Below are 18,036 nucleotides of genomic sequence, written 5' to 3'. Positions count from 1 at the left end.
GGCGAAGGCGTACGCCATCGACCTGGCGATCTCGATGATCGACCTGACCACGCTGGAGGGCGCGGACACGGTCGCGCTCTCCGGCCTGGCCCTGCGGGCGACGGTGAGGGCGAGGGCGGCGCAGAGGACGGCGGCGAGGGCGGCGAAGCCGCTGACGGCGGGGAGCAGGCCGTAGCGCTGGACCAGGGCGCCGACCGCGACGATGGGCAGGGAGCTGCCGAGGTAGACGATGATCCAGAGCGCGGAGAGCTCCGAGCCGCGGCGCTCCGGGTCCATGGCGGCGACGGCGGTGGTGAACAGGGAGCGGAAGGCCACGCCCTGGCAGGCGCCGCCGAGGACGCTGCCGATGAAGAGCAGCGCGGGGGTGCCGGTGTACTCGGCGGCGACGACCAGGGCGAGGCCGGTGGCCAGCCCGGTCATGCCGAGGGCGATCACCACGCGGTCCGAGGTCGGCGGGACGAGCAGCTGGGCGACGGCCGAGGAACCGAGCAGCAGGGCGGCCACGACCGCGCCGACCAGCTTGGAGTCGGTGTGCAGCAGCTTGGCGGCGAAGGCCGGGGCCAGGCTGAGGTAGACGCCGAACACCGCGTAGGAGATGAACCCGGCGGTCGCGGCGAGCAGGAACTCGCGGCGGCCGGTGCGCGGCAGCCGGATGCGCTGCGGCCGCAGGTGCGCCGGGGTGGTGATCCGCGGCGGGGCGGACGGCGGGCGGTTGCGGCCGGGCATCCGCGGGTGGACCAGGGCCAGCGGCACGCACAGCGCCAGCAGGGCGATGGCGTGCAGCAGGAACGGGGTGATCAGCGGGTCGGAGCCGCCCGCCAGCAGGGCGCCGACCACCGGGCCGAGCGCGACGCCGCCGGCCGAGCAGGCCAGGGTGATCTTGGCGGCCAGGGTCGGCTGGTCGGGCAGCAGGTCGCCGAGGGCGGCTCCGGCGGCGCCGGTGGACAGGCCGACGGCGACACCCTGGACGGCACGGCCGGCGGCGAGCTGCCAGAAGCTGCCGGAGGTGGCGAACACCACGTCGCCGACGGCGGACAGCGCGACGGCGGGCAGGATCAGGGCGCGCCGGCCGAGGTGGTCGGACCAGTGGCCGACCACGGCCAGCACCGGGACGAGCGCGAAGACGTAGATCGCGAACAGGACGGTGGTGTCCAGCGCGGTGAGGTGCAGCTGCTGCTGGAGTAGCGAGTAGATCGGCGTCGCGAGGTTGGCGCCGATCAGCATCAGCAGCAGGGCGGCGGCCACCAGGCCGACGCGGACGCCGCGCAGCGCGTTCCAGCGGCTGATCGCGGCGAGCTGGAGCTGGGCGCGCGGCGCGAGCTCCAGGGGAAGCAGGGCCTCCGACAGTCGGCGTCCGTCGAGCTGCGCGGTGCGCAGGCCGGAGCCGGCGGGGGAGAGGTCCGCCATGGCAGGGGTCTCCTGTGGCCGGGCACCACCGGGGTCGGCGGGGTGTGCCGGCGCGCCCGTCCGGAGGCGCTGTGGTGGTGGCCGCGGGTACGGGCTCCCTGGTGGGGCGAGGTGAGCTGAAGAGGGCCCCTCCGGCCCGGGGTCGGGCGGAGGGCGGTCGGGCTTCGTTGCCCCGGTGGCACGCGCGGGGTGTGCGCGTACCAGACCGAAGGATAAGGGGTGGGCGTACGCCCACGGCGCGCGCCCCTGGGTGCGCCCCTTGCGGCAGGGCATCGGGGGTGCCGCACCTATACGCTGAGGTGGTGGATCGGTACGCGGAGCTGTTTGGGCTGACCGCTGGCTGAGGGAGAGCGCAAACGATGGCCGGACGACGTCGGAAGAACGCCGGGGCTTCGGGGGGAGAGGGTGCGGCCGAGGCGGTACTGCCCGCGGACCTCGAGCTCCAGGACCTCTACGGGGCGTTCGCCGCGCACGGGCTGGACGACGAGGACCTGGACGACGCGGCCGTCCTGGTCCCGCCGGTGAAGCTGCCCGCCGAGCGCGAGCTGGCCGAGCAGGCGAAGGCCGTCCCGATGTTCGGGTACGCGCTGGCGCTGGCCCGCTGGGCCGCCCCGCACCGGGCGGTGGACGAGTTCGGCGACCTCGTGGAGGAGGACCGGGCGCCCGCCGCCCGGCTGCTGGGCCTGGCCCCGGCCGAGGGCGAGGTGCCCGAGGAGGCCGAGGTCGAGGCGCTGCGCGCCTGGTCGCTGGCCTGCGACCTGGACCTGGTGGAGCTCGGCACGACCGCGGAGGGCGAGCACGTCGCCGTCCCCGGCCCGGACCTGGAGCCCGCCGAGCAGGGCGACCCGGAGACCGTCCTGGAGCTGTGGCTGACCGCCGCCGGGATCGTCCGGGAGCTGGCCGTCGAGGCGGACTCGCTGCCGGAGGAGGAGCTGCCGGAGGAGGAGGGCGCCGGGCAGGCGGCGGCCGAGGAGGACGAGGACGGCCTGAACGAGGTCGAGGAGGCCCGCGACGAGGCCGCCGAGCTGCTGGACGAGGCCCTGCAGGTGCTCTACGAGACCACCGCCTTCGCCGAGCCGGGCAACGAGACCGTGCCGCTGGGTGTGCTGGCCGCGCTGCTGGTCGTCCCGGAGGGCGAGGAGCCGAGCGAGGAGCTGCTCGGCGACATCACGGACGTGATGGTCGCGCTGGACCCGATGCTGGGCGACCTGGCCGAGCTCGGCCTGCTGGACTACCGCCCGATCGACCCCGAGCTGTTCGACGAGGAGGACGGCGAGGAGTCCGCCGTGCTCGGCGAGGAGCCGCTGGACGAGGAGGAGTCGGCCCGCTTCGGGCTGGTCCGGCTCACCCCGCTCGGCCAGTACGGCATCCGGCAGTGGCTGCTGGAGGACGGCTACGACGCGCCGCTGGTCGGCGACCTGGCCCAGGGGGACGCGGCCGAGCTGCTGCGCGGGGTGTGCGAGTCGGCCAATGTGCTGCCGGAGGAGGAGCTGCGGGTGTGGACCGCCGGCCGGGAGCCGGTGGCGGCGGCGCGCGAGCTGCTCGCGGCGGCGCGCGGCACCGACGGCTACGGCCCGCTGCGCCGGATGCTCTGCGTCTCGGCGCTCAACCTGCTCGGGCCGGACGCGGCGCCGGCCGTCCGGGAGGTCGTGGACGACCCGGAGCTCGGCGGCGCGGCGCGGGCCTGGCTGACCGCGCAGGGGGCGACGGACGTGCCGGTGCCGGACCGGGCGATGGCGCTGTGGACGGTGGTCGACACCTTCGCCGCCCAGCTGCTGGACAACGGCGGGGACGCCGAGCTGCTGCGCGAACTGATCACCGACCTGCCGGTGAACGGCGATCCGGCCGGGTGGTTCGGCGAGCTGTGGCGGGTCGACCACCCGTACACGGCGGACGTCCTGGAGGCGATCGGGGAGCTGCACCCGGACCGGGCGCTGGCCAAGGAGGCGCGCAAGGCGGCCTTCAAGGCGCGCTCCAAGAACTGAGCGGGCGCGGGTGGTCCGGCGGGGCCGGGGCGGTCAGGGCAGGTCCAGCGAGCCGTCCTCGGTGAAGGGGAAGAACGGGTTGTGGGCCAGCTCCCAGAGGTGGCCGTCCGGGTCCTCGAAGTAGCCGGAGTAACCGCCCCAGTCGGTCGGCACCGGCGGCTTGACCACCACGGCGCCGGCCTCGACCGCCGTCCGCAGCGCGGCGTCCACCAGCGCGGGGGACTCCAGGTTCACCGCGAGGGTGACGCCGCGGAAGGAGGGCTCGCCGGTGGCGGGCACGCCCGCGTCGGCGGCCAGCTCCTCGGTGGGGAAGAGGCCGAGCGCCGAGTCGGCGGTGCGGAACCAGACGATCTCCGGGCTGGAGGCGGCGGAGCGCTTCCAGCCGAGCGCCTCGTAGAAGCGGGCGCTGCGGTCGAGGTCCGTCACCCCGAGGGTGACGATGCTGATCCGGGCGGGGAAGGCGCCCTGGGCGGTCCGGTCCTGCGCCGCGTCGTTCGGTGCGACGTCGTTCGGTCCGGCGTGGTTCTGCGCTGCGTCGTTCTGTGCTGTCATGCCGCCAGGGTAGGGAGGGCGGCTGACAACCGGGCCTCCTGACACGGCCACCGCCCCCGTCCGGGGGCGGAGCTGATGACCCGGCAGCTTCGGGCACGTAAGGTGGCGTCAGCGGTGCGGGCGCGAGGACTCGGGGGTGCGGCACAGGATGGTGCGGGAGAGCGGCGGCAGGCACCAGAAGCGGGACACCGGCTCCTCGGAGGCCGCCCCGGTTCCGGACCGGCCGGTCCGGGAGAACCGTTTCGCCGGTCGGCCCGCCGAGCGGCGTGCCGGGCAGCCCGCGGACCGGGCGCTGGACCGGGTGGTCGACCAGCCCTCCGGCCGGTCCGTCGACCCCGTCGGCCGGCCAGCCGAGTCCGCCGACCGGCCCGCCGACGGCTTCGCCGATCAGGAGGAGTTCTCCCGCCGGACCCTGGCCGCGGCCGACTTCCCGGTGTACGGCGTGGCCGCCGGGTCCGGGACGCCGGACGGCGAGGCGACCGCTGGCGGGGCGTGGACCGGTGAGGCGCTGGCCGCCTTCGAGACCTCCGGCGGCCAGCTGCGCTGGGTCGAGGTCCAGTGCGGTGACTGGCGCTCGGCGGCCGGCCCGTACCTGACCGTGCGCACCTACCGCCCGGGGGCCGACTGCGGCGAGCAGCTGCCCGAGCTGGAGGACCTGGTCGAGGACGAACGGGACCGCGTCTACGAGCAGTTGGGCATCGACGAGGGCGACGGGCCGGGCCGGGTACGGGCGTTGCGCGCCTGGATCACGGTGGACGGCGAGCCCTGCGCGGTGGAGGTGCACGAGGACCGGCCGCTGCCGGAGCCGGGCTCCCCGGCGCCGAACGGGTCGGCGGACGGGTCGGCGGACGGGTCGGCGGACGGGCCGGCGCCGGTGTGGGCCGGGCGGCTGCGGGCCGGCGGGCTGACCGTGACGGTGTGCGGGCGCGGGGTGGCCCCCGGCGCGGTGGAGCTCGGCGTGATCGCCGACTTCGAGCGCTGCCTGCGCGGGCGCACCGAGCTGCTGCGCGACCTGGCCGCCCGGCGGGCCCGCCACGTGCCGGTCGAGCAGCGCGAACTGCCGCCCGCCGTCGGGATGGAGGCGCACCGGGCGCTGATCGCGCAGACCGTCGCCGAGTCCGCCGCGATCGAGGCCCAGGTGCGGGTCGGGCGCACGCCGAGGCTGCCGCGCGGGCTGCGCGGGGAGGTCGGCGCGGTGCGCTGGGAGGCGGCGGTGCGCCAGCAGATGCGGCTGGCCACCGAGACCCGCCAGGAGGCCACGGCGGCGGTGACCTCGATGGTGAACCACCTCAACCGGCTGTCCCAGCAGACGCACTGGCTGGTCGGCACGGCGGAGGGCGAGGCGGCCGTCGAGGAGGTCGTCCGGTACACGGTGTTCGCGAGCGAGGTGGCGAGCCTGCCGGCGCAGCGGGCCTGGGCGCAGCTGTGGCGGGAGCGGCCGGGCGGCGGCGGGGCGGGGGTCTGGGAGGAGCAGCGGCTGGCCGAGCAGCTGTGGCTGTCGGCCTGGGAGCAGTGGCGGGCGGCGCGGCGCTGAGGGAGCGTCCGGGGCGGCGTTCAGGCCCCAGTGGTTCGACCGGGCCGGACGGGTGGTTCGACCGGGAACGGGCGTAAAGCGAAGGTCATGCGACGGTCATCGGTCGGCAAATGGACGCCCGGGTGTGGCGTGGACGTCACGTCAGGTTCACCCGTCCGGCGGAGCCTGCTGGGCGTCGGCATCCCGCACCGACGCCCCCGCTCATCCTCAGGAGTTGCTGCCATGTCGCTGTCCCGCCGGGACTTCGTCAACCGTTCCACCCTCGTCGGGGCCGGCGTGCTGATCGCCGGCAGCGCCGAGGCGCTGGCCAGCGCCCCCGGCGCGATCGCCGCCCCGGTCGGTGGCGAGGCCCCGGCCGCCGCGGCCGCCGGGACCAACTCGGCCGCCGGCACCGCCGTCGGCTACGGCCAGCTGGTCCAGGATCCGGCCGGCCTGCTGTCCCTGCCGAAGGGCTTCTCGTACAAGGTCCTGAACCGGGCGGGCGTCACCAAGCTGCGCACCGGCGAGTTCACCCCGAGCAACCACGACGGCACCTCCGCCTTCGAGGACGAGCGCGGCGGCAACTACATGGTCGTCAACCACGAGCTGTCCGGCTCCCGCGACAAGTGGCCGCACCCGGTGCCGCTGACCGAGGGCCACGTCTACGACCCGGGCGCGGCCGGCGGCTGCACCATCGTGCACGCCAAGCGGGACGGCTCGGTCGAGCAGTGGGTCGGCATCGCCGGCACCTCCACCAACTGCGCCGGTGGCGTGACCCCGTGGGGCACCTGGCTGTCCGGCGAGGAGACCGAGGACAAGGCCGGCAAGAACGGCTTCACCAAGGACCACGGCTACATCTTCGAGGTCGACCCCTTCGACGACGACTACAACCGCGACCCGCAGCCGGTCAAGGCCTTCGGCCGCTACGCGCACGAGGCCGTCGTGGTGGACCCGAAGAAGGGCCACGTCTACCTGACCGAGGACGCCTCGAACCCGAACGGCCTGCTGTTCCGCTGGACCCCGCCGACCGGCTTCAGGCACGGCCGCTACCAGCTGCGCAAGCTGGCCGCCGACGCCGGTGTGCTGGAGGCCTTCAAGGTCTTCGACGCGCAGGGCAAGTTCGTCGACGACCTCTCCCGCGCCACCAAGGTCGGCACCACCTACGGCGTGGACTGGGTCAAGGTCCAGGACCGCGACGCCAAGACCGTCTCGGTCCGCAAGCAGTTCAAGGACGGCGAGGTCACCCGCGCCCGCAAGCTGGAGGGCATGTGGTGGGGTGACGGCGGCTTCTACTTCGTCTCCAGCTACGCCCGTTCGGAGAGCCCGCTCCAGCACGACGGCCAGGTCTGGTTCTACAACCCGAACCGCCGCACCATCACCCTGAAGGTGCTGCTGGGCGTCAACACCGACGTCTGGGGCGACCACGACAACTTCGACGGCCCGGACAACATCACCGTCTCGCCGTACGGCGGCATCGTGATCGCCGAGGACGGCGAGGGCGTCTCGCACCTGTTCGGCGCCACCGAGGAGGGCCTGGTCTTCCCGATCGCCCGCAACGAGCTGAACATCGGCACCGCCGAGAAGCCCGAGTTCAGCGAGTTCACCGGGGTGACCTTCTCGGACGACGGCAAGACCCTGTTCGCCAACATCCAGACCCCGGGCATCCAGCTGGCCATCAGCGGCCCGTGGCGCCGGCTGAACGAGCACAAGCGCGGCCAGGGCTACGGCGCGTGACCCTCGGAGCGTGACGGGCTGCCCGCGGACCACTCGTCCGCGGGCAGCCGCAGTTGCAGCATCGCCAGCAGCCGCTGCTGCGGCTGGGCGAGGTCGATGCCGGTCAACTGCTCGGCGCGGCGCACCCGGTAGCGCAGGGTGTTGGGGTGGATGTGCAGGGCGTCCGCGGCCACCCGGACCTCGCCGAGCGCGTCCAGCCAGGCCAGCACCGACTCGGCGAGCCGGGTGCCGTGCCGGCGGTCGTACTCGGTGAGCGCGGTCAGCCGCGGGTCGCGCAGGCCGGTGCGCTCCTGGAGCAGCGCGACCATCTCGCTGACCAGCACCTCCGCCTGGACGTCGATCAGCGCCGCGACATCGAGGTCCACTCCGCCGCGGCCCATCGCGTCCAGGATGCGGTCCGCCTGCGCGCGGGAGTCGGGGACCTGCGCCAGGCCGTCGACGGTCGAGCCGATCGCGGCGCGCAGCGGGACCCCGAGGTGCTCGCGGGCGGCCGTCACCACCTCGGTGGCCCAGTCGCGCACGGTGGTCATCGGCAGGCCGGCCGGCAGCTCGGGCAGCAGCACGTACACCCGGGACTCGATCGGGGCGAGCAGCGCGGTGCGGTGCCGGGCGGCGGTGTGCACCGAGATCAGGCCGGTGACGTCGGAGCGGTGCAGCGCGTCGGTGGTGTGCGCGGCGTAGGCCAGCACGGTGGCCGGGCGGCGCAGGTCCAGGCCGAGGTGGGTGGCGAGCGACTGGGGGCCGGTGGAGCCCTCCAGCAGGCCGGTGAGCAGGGTCCGGGTGAGCCGGACGTCGGCGGACAGCTCCCGGCGGCGGCGCACCAGCTGGGCGGCCGCGACCCGGGCGGCGCCGACCAGGGCCTGCTCGGCCAGCGGGGCCAGCGGCTGGGCGCCCTCCTGCACCCAGATGGTGCCGAGCGGCTGCGCCCCGGCCCGGATGCCGACGGCCAGGCGGCGGCGCAGGCCCAGTTCGGGGTGCGGCTCGACCGCGATCGGGGCGTCCGAGCTGCGCAGGTGCTGGAAGATGCCCCACTCGCGGAGCTTGGACAGGTACGGCTCCGGGCCCTGCCAGCCGAGGATGGACAGCCGGCGCAGGTCGTCGACCTCGTCGGAGTCGGAGGAGCGGGAGTAGGCCAGCACCCGGCTGGAGGTGTCCTCGATCGAGACGATGCCGTTGGTGAGCACGGCGACGGTCTGGGCGAGGGAGAAGAGGTCGCCCGCGTTGGGCTCGGGGGCGCCGGGGGCGCCGGGGGCGGCCGGGGCGTCCGGGCCGGCGATGATCGCCCGGGCCAGCGAGTCGAGGTGCTCCCAGCGGGTCTCGCGGCGCACCGAGAGCAGGGCGACGCCCGCCTCGGTGGCGGCCTCGCGCAGCGCGTCGGCCTGGCCGGGGCCGTCCAGCTTGACCGCGACGGCGGCGGCCCCGGCCCGGACGGTCGGGCGCAGGGCGGGCAGGGCGGCGCGGCCGCGGGCGCCGATCGCGAGCACGAGTTCGCCGGGGGCGGCGGTGGGCGGGTCCTCCGGGTCGAGGATGGCGACGTCGCGGACCGGGACGTCCAGGCCCTGCGGGGCGGCCTGCAGCTCGACCAGCGGTTCGCCGAGGGACATCAGGAGTTGACGGAGCGGCAGGCCGGGGGTGGTCACGCCGGTCCTCCTTCATCCGCTCGGACAACGGTTTGTGGTTGATTTTAGCCGGGCGGACAGAGTTCGGGTTCGTCGATCCTGAATAGTTGACTTCGACTATCCATGAATGAATAGTCGGTACTGACCAAGTGATGAGGAACGTTCTCATGGCGAAGCGACGCACGGTGTCGAACCCGCTGGCCCTCGCGGTCCTGGCCGAGCTCACCATCGCGCCGATGCACCCGTACGAGATGGGGCGCCGGCTCAGGGAGCAGGGCAAGGACCGCAACATCAAGTACAACCGCAGCTCGCTCTACATGGTCGTGGAGCAGCTGCGGAAGGCCGGGTTCGTCGCCGAGCGGGAGACCGTCCGCGACACCCAGCGTCCGGAACGCACCGTCTACGCCCTCACCGGGGCGGGCCGGACGGAGCTCGACGACTGGATGCGCGAGCTGGTCGCCGAACCGCAGCACGAGTACCCGGCGTTCGGGGTGGCCCTGAGCCTGCTGGCGGCCCTGCCGATCGAGGAGTCGGCGGAGCTGCTCGGCCGGCGGCTCACCGCCCTGGACGAGCGGATCGACGCCGGCCGCGCGCAGTTGCACGAGGCGGCCGGGTCGGGCCTCCACCCGATGTTCGTCATCGAGGAGGAGTACGCCCTCGCGCTGCTGACGGCCGAGCGACGCTACACCGAGCACCTCATCGGACAGCTCGGGGATCCGGAGTTCGGCCGGACCCTGGAGGAATTCCTGAGGAGGACGGAATGAGTGGGACCCGCACCACGGAGAAGGCCCTGGTCATCGGCGGCGGCATCGCCGGGCCGGTGACCGCGCTGGCCCTGCGCCGGGCCGGCGTCGAGGCGGTCGTGCACGAGGCCTACGGGAGCCCCGCCGAGGGCATCGGCGGCACCTTCATGATCGCGCCCAACGGGCTCGCGGCGCTCGCCGCCGTCGGCCTGGCGGCGGAGGTCGCCGAGGTCGGCCAGCCGGTCGACCGGATGGTCGTCGAGGACGCCCGGGGCGGCGTGCTCGCCGAGTCCCCCGAGGTGTCCGGCCGGGTGATGCGGCGCGCCGAGCTGTACGCCGTGCTCCAGCGGCGGCTGGCGGAGGAGGGCGTCCCGGTCCGCTACGGCAAGCGGCTGACCGGCGTCGAGGAGCGCGCCACCGGCATCACCGCCAGCTTCGCCGACGGCACCACCGCGGACGGGGACCTGCTGGTCGGCGCCGACGGGACCCGCTCCGCCGTCCGCGGACTGATCGACCCGGCCGCGCCCGGGCCGCGGTACACCGGCCTGATCGGGGTCGGCGGGTACAGCGCGCACCGGCTGGACGGCCCGCGCGGGGCCGGGCGGACCATCCACTTCGCCCAGGGGCCCCGGGCGTTCTTCGGCTACTGGGCGCTGGCGGACGGCACCGGGACCGCCTGGTTCAGCAACATCCCGCGCGCCGAGCAGCTGACCCCGGAGCAGGCCCGGGCGGTGTCGCGGGAGGACTGGCTGGCGCTGGCCCGCGAGCTGCACGCCGGGGACCTGCCCGCCCGGGAGGTCCTGGCGGCGGCGGACGCGGCGGGCGTCGAGGCCTTCCCCCGGCTGGAGATCATGCCCTCCGTGCCGCACTGGTACCGCGACCGGATGGTGCTGGTCGGCGACGCGGTGCACGCCCCGTCCAACAGCTCCGGCCAGGGGGTCTCGCTGGCCGTGGAGAGCGCCGTCGAACTGGCCCGCTGCCTGGCCGACCGGCCCGACCTGGCGAGCGCCCTGGCGGCGTACGAGGCGGCCCGGCGCCCGGTGGTGGAGGCGGTCGCGGCCAGGGCGGCGGTGGTGAACGGCCGGAAGGCGGGCGCCGGAGCGTGAGCCGGTGCTCCGGGCCCGGGGCGCGGGACCGGTGGCGCGAGGAGGTGTGCGGGGGTGTGAGGGGGTGTGAACCGTGGGGCGGTCGGGGGCGGTTCGTGACCGCGGCGTGACCCGGTTCGTCGGCCCGGACAACGCCGTACGGGGGAATTTAGCCGCCCGGCCAATCATGTGGCCCGGTGGCCAGGAATAGCGTTCGTGCTGTGGCCGGCGTGCGACCCGCGCCGGCAGTCCCCCCGCACTGAACGAAGGAGAGCGTGCGCTCTATGGACGCTGTGACCCAGGTCCCCGCGCCGGTGAACGAGCCGGTCCACAGCTACGCCCCGGGCAGCCCGGAACGGGCTCGTCTGGAGGCCAAGCTGAAGGAGCTGGGCGGCCAGGAGCCGGTCCAGCTGACCATGACGATCAACGGTGAGCGCCGGATGGGCGGCGGCACCGAGATCCACGTCGTCCAGCCGCACAACCACGCGGCTCGGCTCGGCACCCTGCGCAACGCCACCCAGGCCGACGCGCAGGACGCCATCGACGCTGCCCTGGCCGCTGCCCCGGCCTGGCAGGCGCTCTCCTTCGACTCGCGCGCCGCGATCTTCCTCAAGGCCGCCGACCTGCTGGCCGGCCCCTGGCGCGAGACCCTGGCCGCCGCCACCATGCTCGGCCAGTCCAAGACCGCCCAGCAGGCCGAGATCGACACCCCCTGCGAGCTGGTCGACTTCCTGCGCTTCAACGTGCACTTCGCCCGCCAGATCATGGCCGAGCAGCCGATCTCCTCGGACGGCGTGTGGAACCGCAGCGACCACCGCCCGCTGGAGGGCTTCGTCTACGCGATCACCCCGTTCAACTTCACCGCGATCGCCGGCAACCTGCCGACCGCGCCCGCGCTGATGGGCAACGTGGTGCTGTGGAAGCCGTCCCCGACCCAGCAGTTCTCCGCGCACCTGCTGATGCAGCTGCTGGAGGAGGCCGGCCTGCCCAAGGGCGTCATCAACATGGTGACCGGCGACGGCCTGGCCGTCTCCGAGGTCGCGCTGAAGCACCCGGCGCTGGCCGGCATCCACTTCACCGGCTCCACCGCCACCTTCCAGCACCTGTGGCGCGAGGTCGGCAACAACATCGCCGGCTACCGCACCTACCCGCGGATCGTCGGCGAGACCGGCGGCAAGGACTTCCTGGTCGCCCACCCGTCCGCCGACCCGAAGGTCCTGAAGACCGCGATGACCCGCGGAGCCTTCGAGTTCCAGGGCCAGAAGTGCTCGGCGCTGTCGCGGGCCTACGTCCCGGCGTCGATCTGGGCCGGCCTCAAGGACGAGTTCGCCGCCGAGGTCGACGGCCTCACCATGGGCGACGTCAGCGACCTGTCCAACTTCATGTCGGCCGTCATCGACGAGCGCGCCTTTGCCAAGAACAAGGCCGCCATCGACCGCGCCCAGGCCGACCCGCAGGTCGAGGTCCTGGCCGGCGGCACGTACGACGACAGCGTCGGCTACTTCGTCCGCCCGACCGTCCTGGTCTGCCAGGACCCGGCGAGCGAGTACTTCAAGGACGAGTACTTCGGCCCGATCCTGGCCGTGTACGTCTACGAGGACGAGAAGTACGAGGAGATGCTGGCCCAGATGGAGTCGGTGTCCCCGTACGGCCTGACCGGCTCGATCATCTCCCAGGACCGCGCCGCGGCCCAGGACGCGATGCACAAGCTGCGCTTCGCGGCCGGCAACTTCTACATCAACGACAAGCCGACCGGCGCCGTCGTCGGCCAGCAGCCCTTCGGTGGCGGGCGGGCCTCGGGCACCAACGACAAGGCCGGTGCCAAGCAGAACCTGGCGCGCTGGACCTCGACCCGCTCGGTCAAGGAGACCTTCGTCCCGCCGACGGACTACCGCTACCCGCACATGGGCTGACCAGCCCCGCCGACCGCACGGCTCGACCCGTAGCCACCGGTCACCCGCGACGCCCGGTCCCGCAGCCGGGCGTCGCCCGCCGGGGCGGCGAACCCCCGTTCCGCCGCCCCGGCCCTTCTGCCACCCTTGGAAACACCAGCTCCAGGAGTCACGATGCTCCGTTCCGCCCTTCTCGCGGCCTCCCGGTCCCCGCAGGTCCGCACCGTGGTCGAGAAGTTCCCGCCGACCCACGCGATAGTCGAGCGCTTCGTCGCCGGCGACGCCCTCGACGACGCCGTCACCGCCACCGACGACCTGATCGCCACCGGCCGCAAGGTCACCCTGGACCACCTCGGCGAGGACACCCAGGACGCCGCCCAGGCGGCCGGCACCGCCGAGGCCTACGAGCACCTGCTCAAGGCCCTCAAGGAGACCGGCCTGGCGGCCGGCGCCGAGGTGTCGGTCAAGCTGTCGGCCGTCGGCCAGTTCCTCCCGGTGGACGGCGAGAAGATCGCGCTGGAGAACGCCCGCCGCATCTGCGAGGCCGCCGCCGACGCGGGCACCACGGTGACCCTCGACATGGAGGACCACACCACCACCGACTCCACCCTGGCCATCGCGCGCGAGCTGCGGGCGGACTTCCCGTGGCTGGGCGTCGTGCTCCAGGCCTACCTGCGCCGCACCGAGGCCGACTGCCGCGACTTCGCGGGCGAGGGCTCCCGGGTGCGCCTGTGCAAGGGCGCCTACAAGGAGCCCGAGTCGGTCGCCTTCCAGGGCAAGCACGAGGTCGACCTCGCGTACGTCCGGGCCCTGAAGGTCCTGATGGCGGGCGAGGGCTACCCGATGATCGCCTCGCACGACCCCAACATGATCAAGATCGCCGGCCAGCTGGCCCAGTGGAACGGCCGCAAGCGGGACTCCTTCGAGTACCAGATGCTGTTCGGCATCCGCCCCGAGGAGCAGCTGCGCCTCGCCGGCGAGGGCAACACGATGCGCGTGTACCTCCCGTACGGCCAGGAGTGGTACGGCTACTTCATGCGCCGCCTCGCCGAGCGCCCGGCCAACCTGACCTTCTTCCTGCGCGCCATGGCCACCCGCGGCTGATCCGGCGCCCGCCGACTGCGGCCCGCACCCCTGACGGGGGGTGCGGGCCGTTGGCGTTCCCGCGGGGCGGGGTGCGCGCCGCGGTGTTGTTTCCTAGGATCTGAGGTCTGGTGAACTGGCTTTTCGAGTGGAGGAGTTGGGGATGCTGAAGGCTTTCGCGGAGCTGTCGACGCCGTTGGTGGCGGATGCCTGTGTGCGGCTCGGGGTGGGGGTGCGGGTGGCGCCGGCGGGGGTGTCGGGGGTGGTGGCCGGGGCCCGGGTGGCGGGGCGGGCGCTGCCGGTGCGGCACTACGGGAGCGTGGACGTGTTCCTGGAGGTGTACGGGGCGGCCCGGGCCGGGGACGTGCTGGTGGTCGACAACGGCGGGCGGACCGACGAGGCCTGCATCGGGGACCTCGCGGTGCTGGAGGCGCGGGCCGCCGGGGTGGCCGGGGTCGTGGTGTGGGGGCTGCACCGGGACACCCCCGAGCTGCTGGAGATCGGGCTGCCGGTGTTCAGCTACGGGTCGCTGCCGCTCGGCCCGGTGCGGCTGGACGGCCGGGAGCCGGAGGCGCTGCTGACGGCGAAGTTCGGGCCGCACCCGGTGAGCGCCGAGGACGTGGTGTTCGCCGACGCGGACGGGGTGCTGTTCGTGCCCGGGGACCGGGTCGCCGAGGTGCTGGAGACGGCCGGCGCGATCGCCCGGACCGAGCGCGCGCAGGCCGCGCGGATCACCGCCGGGGACACGCTGCGCCGGCAGACCGCCTTCGACGAGTACCTGGAGCGGCGCGCCGCCGACCCGGCGTACAGCTTCCGGCGGCACCTGCGGCGGGTCGGCGGGGCGATCGAGGAGTAGGACTCCGCCGGGCGAGGGGGCGCCCGGGGCGCCCGGGCAGCCGGTTCGGCCGGGTCAGCCGCCGAGGACGGCGTCCCCGACCAGCGCGGCGGTGTGCGCCTGGCCGGTGGCGTTGGGGTGCACCACGGCGTACTCGAGCGGCAGCACGCTGGTCAGCACGCCGTCCAGCCAGTGGTCGGTGTCGCAGACGCTGTGGCCGGCGCTGGCGGGGTAGAGGTCCACGAAGGTGTCGCCGTGGGCCGCGGTCCGCCGGGCGATGAGCGCGTTGAGCGGTTCCAGCAGCGCGGTGCGGGCCCAGGCGAGATCGCCGGTGGTGAAGGTGCCGAACTGCAGGAGGTTGCCGTACTGGCAGCGGGTGGCGTCCTCGGGGACGAGGTACGGGTAGCCGACGGTGAGGACCCTGGCGGACGGGGCCTTGGCGTGCAGCGCCGTCAGCATCCGGTCGTAGGCGGCGCGCAGCCGGTCGAGGCGGGCGGGCAGGCCCGCGTCGAACTGGTCCTTGCAGGGCGTGCCCCGGCCGAGCCGGAGGGCGCCGAGCTCGATGCAGCTCTTGAGGATCTCGGCGAAGCCGAGGTCGTTGCCGCCGATCCCGACGGTGACCAGGTCGGTGGCCGGGTCGACGGCGTCGATCTGCGGCGGGACGGCCGGGTAGGGGCCGTTCGGGTCGGTGCCGAGCGGCGGGAGCGGGCGGCCGAGCGGGGACTGCGCGCTCGCGTCGACGCCGTCGGTGGTGGCGCCGCTGCAGCTGACGTTGCGCAGGGCGACCAGGGAGCCGAGGCGGCGGCGGAGGATCTCGGGATAGGAGTCGACGGTACGGGCGCAGCCGTCGCGGGGCGCGGTCTCGTCGCCGGTGGCCTCGATGACCCCGGCGGTGTAGGAGTCCCCGAGGGCCGTCCAGCGCAGGGCGGCGGCGCGGTCGCCCGGCCGGGCGGCGGCCTGGACGGTGGTCGGGGAGATCAGCCCGGCGGCGAGCACGGTGACGGTGCCGACGACGGCGAGGCGGGACAGGAAGCGTGGCACGGCTCTCCTCCTCGGGTGCGGGGGAGAGTGCGGTTCACCCCCCGGAGAGTCAATCGAGTCGCCGTGACGGCGACTTGATGCCTCAGGGGGGTGAATCCGCGGGCGCGGAGGTGACGCGCTACAGCGTCGCGGCGGCGGGCTCGACCATCGCCCGCGCGGTCTTGCCGTCGACGTACTCGCCGAGCGCCGTCATCTCCCACTCGCCACCGGGGCGGCGGACCAGCTTGCACATCATCACACCGGTGTGGGGTTCGGAGTGGGTGAGGTCGAAGCGGACCAGCTCCTCCTCCGTCCGGGCGTCCAGCAGCCGGCAGTAGGCGTTCTTCACGTCGGTGAACTTCTGGCCGGAGAAGGAGTTCACGACGAAGACCAGCCCGTGGACCTCGGCCGGCAGGCCCTCCAGGTGGACGGTGATCAGCTCGTCGTCGCCCTCGCCACCGCCGGTCAGGTTGTCGCCGGAGTGGGAGATCGCGCCGTTGAAGATGTTCAGCTTCATGAACCAGGCCGTCTCCAGCCGCTTGTGGCGGGCGTCGAAGGCGAGGCAGGAGGCGTCCAGGTCGACGCTGCGGCCGCGGGCGGCGGGCTCCCAGCCGAGGGCCATCCGGACGGAGGAGAGGAACGGGCGGCCGTTCTTGACCAGGGAGACCGAGGCGCCCTTGGTCAGGCTGATCCGGCCCTTGTCCAGGGTGATCTTGGTGGGGGCGGCGGTCGGAGCGGTGGCCGGGGCGGGGGTCTGGCCGGTGGCGAGGGCGATCCGCGGGTCGACCGGGGCGGTCGACGGCACCGGCGGAACCGGCGGGGCGGGCGGCACGGGCGGGGCGGCCGGCGGGGTGGGGAGCTGGACGGTCCGGTCCACCGGGGCCGGCGGGGCGGCCGGGGTCGGCGGCGCGACCGGCGCGGCGGGGGCGGCCGGGGCCGGAGTCGTGGCGGCCGGCGCGGGCGCCGGGGAGTCGTCGACGGCGACGCCGAAGTCGGTGGCGATGCCCGCCAGGCCGTCGGCGTAGCCCTGGCCGACCGCGCGCACCTTCCAGGCGCCGCCGCGCAGGTAGACCTCGACCACGATGAGCGCGGTCTCCAGGCCCAGCCGGGGCGGGGTGAAGGTGACCAGCACCTCGCCGGTGTCGGCGTCGCGGACGGTGGCGGTGGGCTCCATCCCGGCGAAGGTGGAGACCTGGTCGGCGGGGCTCGCGGCGACGACGATCTTGGTGATGCCGGCCGGGACGGCCCGGGTGTCGACGGTGATCGCGTCCGGGGAGCCGGCGGTGGCCGGGCGGTGGCTGACGCCGGGGCCGTCCGGGGCGTTGAAGAAGACGAAGTCGTCGTCCGAGCGGACCTTCCCGGCATCGGTCAGCAGTAGGCCGGAGACGTCCAGCGCCTTGGGCGCGGTGACCTCGACGGTCACTCGCGCGGCGGTCAGCGGTGCGTTGCCGCCTTGGGTCAGGACGGTGGACACGGACTCCTCCTCGGGTGCGGAACGGCGGCCCGGCCGGGGCCGCTGGGGGCGCCGGGCCGGGTGCTGCTCACAGTAACGAACGAGGGTGCGGGGATGAGCCCGTCGGGAACGGCCTGCCGACGGATCGTCGGAGGACTGTTACACCGGGCCGTCGGCAGGTCAGCGCGCCGCGGCGGCCGGGGTGGTGACCGCGGCGGCGGCCGGGGTGGCGGTCGGCTCGGGGGCCGTCCCGGCGGCCGGCGGCGGCACCGGTCCGAAGCCGCCGAGCGCGGCCACCGCGCGGGGGTGGTCCAGCGCGAAGGCGGAGACGTTCCAGCTCTCCGCCGGGGCCGCCTTGCGCGCCGTCGCGGACGGGGCGGCGGCCGGACGGGCACCGCGGACGCCGAAGGCGTAGCGGCCGGGCCGGACGTCGGTGCCGGGCGGGGTGGTGAAGCGGTAGACCAGGGTGCCGCGCTCCTGCTGGACGGTCACCACGGCGCCCGGCAGGTCGGTCCAGGCGGCGCCGGGGCCGGGGGCCGACTCGCCCGGGACGAGCCGGAACTCGGCCTGGAACGCGGTGACCGGCTCGGCCACCGCGAGGGCGAGCCGGTGGTGCAGGCCGTCCCGGCCGAGCGGGGAGAGCAGGGCCGCACCGAAGAGCGCGTGGTCGGTGTCCGGGGCGGCCGGGTCGTTCTCGCCGGGGAAGGAGGCGGCGCCGTCGGTGCCCGGGAGGGAGGCGGCGGGCGGCGGCACGGGCATCGGCGTGGACGGCCGCGGCCCGGGGGAGTTCGCCACCTGGCCGGAGCCGGGCGGGGCGTAGCCGGGCTGCCCGCTGCCCGGGGCCGGGACGGACGGGGCGGGAACGGACGGGGCGGGCGAGGGCGAGGCGCCGGCCGGGCCCGGGACGCCCGCCTCGGTGCCGGCGAGCTGGGTGCCGGAGGCCGGCGCGTCCTGCCCGGCCGAGGCCTGGCCGCCGGTCTGGGGCGCGACCGGGCCCGACGCGCGGGGTGCGGGCGGGGTGGCAGTAAAGTTAGGCTTACCTAACTTCCCCTGGGGGTTTCTCGTGTCACTCGCTGCCGTACCCGTCCAGGCCGCCTCCGGAGCCCCGGGCGCCG

At 74.7% G+C, this 18,036-nt stretch carries 13 protein-coding genes and 1 pseudogene; 8 read left to right on the top strand and 6 right to left on the bottom strand.

Translation table 11 applies throughout. The features are described from left to right. Nucleotides 1–99: 99 nt before the first annotated feature. Nucleotides 100–1,407, bottom strand: a pseudogene (locus tag ABZW03_RS20390) (MFS transporter); the annotation flags it as partial. A gap of 359 nt (nucleotides 1,408–1,766) precedes the next feature. On the opposite strand from ABZW03_RS20390, the gene ABZW03_RS20385 reads away from it, so the two are divergent. Further along, entirely contained in the window at nucleotides 1,767–3,392 is a 1,626-nt protein-coding gene (locus ABZW03_RS20385; protein WP_355259895.1) for a hypothetical protein, read from the top strand. A 33-nt stretch (nucleotides 3,393–3,425) separates the two neighbouring features. On the opposite strand, the gene ABZW03_RS20380 is transcribed toward ABZW03_RS20385, so the two are convergent. Beyond that, nucleotides 3,426–3,944, bottom strand: coding sequence for a VOC family protein (locus ABZW03_RS20380; RefSeq protein WP_355259892.1), 519 nt, complete (start codon nucleotides 3,942–3,944; stop codon nucleotides 3,426–3,428). Nucleotides 3,945–4,080: 136 nt separating this feature from the next. Here ABZW03_RS20380 and ABZW03_RS20375 point away from each other — a divergent pair, with 136 nt between their 5' ends. Both ABZW03_RS20375 and ABZW03_RS20370 read left to right on the top strand, forming a co-directional pair. Continuing rightward, nucleotides 4,081–5,478, top strand: coding sequence for a hypothetical protein (locus ABZW03_RS20375; protein WP_355259889.1), 1,398 nt, complete (start codon nucleotides 4,081–4,083; stop codon nucleotides 5,476–5,478). 222 nt (nucleotides 5,479–5,700) lie between these two features. Next, nucleotides 5,701–7,191, top strand: a complete 1,491-nt coding sequence (locus ABZW03_RS20370) for an alkaline phosphatase PhoX (protein ID WP_355259886.1) — start codon at nucleotides 5,701–5,703, stop codon at nucleotides 7,189–7,191. On the opposite strand, the gene ABZW03_RS20365 is transcribed toward ABZW03_RS20370, so the two are convergent. Further along, the gene (locus ABZW03_RS20365) at nucleotides 7,179–8,831 is read right to left on the bottom strand and encodes a helix-turn-helix domain-containing protein (protein ID WP_355259883.1); all 1,653 of its coding nucleotides are present in this window, start codon (nucleotides 8,829–8,831) and stop codon (nucleotides 7,179–7,181) included. The genes ABZW03_RS20370 and ABZW03_RS20365 overlap by 13 nt on opposite strands. A gap of 146 nt (nucleotides 8,832–8,977) precedes the next feature. On the opposite strand from ABZW03_RS20365, the gene ABZW03_RS20360 reads away from it, so the two are divergent. The 5 genes from ABZW03_RS20360 to ABZW03_RS20340 all read left to right on the top strand — a co-directional run bounded on the left by ABZW03_RS20360 (nucleotide 8,978) and on the right by ABZW03_RS20340 (nucleotide 14,469). After that, a complete protein-coding gene (locus ABZW03_RS20360; protein WP_355259880.1) occupies nucleotides 8,978–9,574 on the top strand; it encodes a PadR family transcriptional regulator in 597 nt (198 codons plus the stop codon). Continuing rightward, entirely contained in the window at nucleotides 9,571–10,659 is a 1,089-nt protein-coding gene (locus ABZW03_RS20355) for an FAD-dependent monooxygenase (protein ID WP_355259877.1), read from the top strand. Before ABZW03_RS20360 ends, ABZW03_RS20355 begins: the two co-directional genes overlap by 4 nt. A 263-nt stretch (nucleotides 10,660–10,922) precedes the next feature. Further along, the gene (gene pruA / locus ABZW03_RS20350; protein WP_355259875.1) at nucleotides 10,923–12,551 is read left to right on the top strand and encodes an L-glutamate gamma-semialdehyde dehydrogenase; all 1,629 of its coding nucleotides are present in this window, start codon (nucleotides 10,923–10,925) and stop codon (nucleotides 12,549–12,551) included. Nucleotides 12,552–12,704: 153 nt separating this feature from the next. Further along, nucleotides 12,705–13,634: a proline dehydrogenase family protein gene (locus ABZW03_RS20345; RefSeq protein WP_355259873.1), complete on the top strand. Its 930-nt coding sequence runs from the start codon at nucleotides 12,705–12,707 to the stop codon at nucleotides 13,632–13,634. A gap of 142 nt (nucleotides 13,635–13,776) precedes the next feature. Further along, nucleotides 13,777–14,469 (top strand): RraA family protein, encoded by a 693-nt coding sequence (locus ABZW03_RS20340; protein WP_355259870.1) that lies wholly within the window; start codon nucleotides 13,777–13,779, stop codon nucleotides 14,467–14,469. A gap of 54 nt (nucleotides 14,470–14,523) precedes the next feature. On the opposite strand, the gene ABZW03_RS20335 is transcribed toward ABZW03_RS20340, so the two are convergent. The 3 genes from ABZW03_RS20335 to ABZW03_RS20325 form a co-directional block, all read right to left on the bottom strand. Next, nucleotides 14,524–15,489 (bottom strand): SGNH/GDSL hydrolase family protein, encoded by a 966-nt coding sequence (locus ABZW03_RS20335; RefSeq protein WP_355259867.1) that lies wholly within the window; start codon nucleotides 15,487–15,489, stop codon nucleotides 14,524–14,526. Nucleotides 15,490–15,607: 118 nt separating this feature from the next. Beyond that, complete coding sequence (locus ABZW03_RS20330) at nucleotides 15,608–16,930, bottom strand: TerD family protein (protein ID WP_355259898.1); 1,323 nt, start codon at nucleotides 16,928–16,930, stop codon at nucleotides 15,608–15,610. 171 nt (nucleotides 16,931–17,101) lie between these two features. Next, nucleotides 17,102–17,680 (bottom strand): hypothetical protein, encoded by a 579-nt coding sequence (locus ABZW03_RS20325; RefSeq protein WP_355259864.1) that lies wholly within the window; start codon nucleotides 17,678–17,680, stop codon nucleotides 17,102–17,104. Between the last annotated feature and the right edge of the window lie 356 nt (nucleotides 17,681–18,036).

It is taken from the genome of Kitasatospora sp. NPDC004799, assembly GCF_040609095.1.
Classification (GTDB): domain Bacteria; phylum Actinomycetota; class Actinomycetes; order Streptomycetales; family Streptomycetaceae; genus Kitasatospora.
The sequence above is the reverse complement of the archived record's forward strand: the minus strand, read 5'-3'. Positions and strand labels throughout refer to the sequence as shown.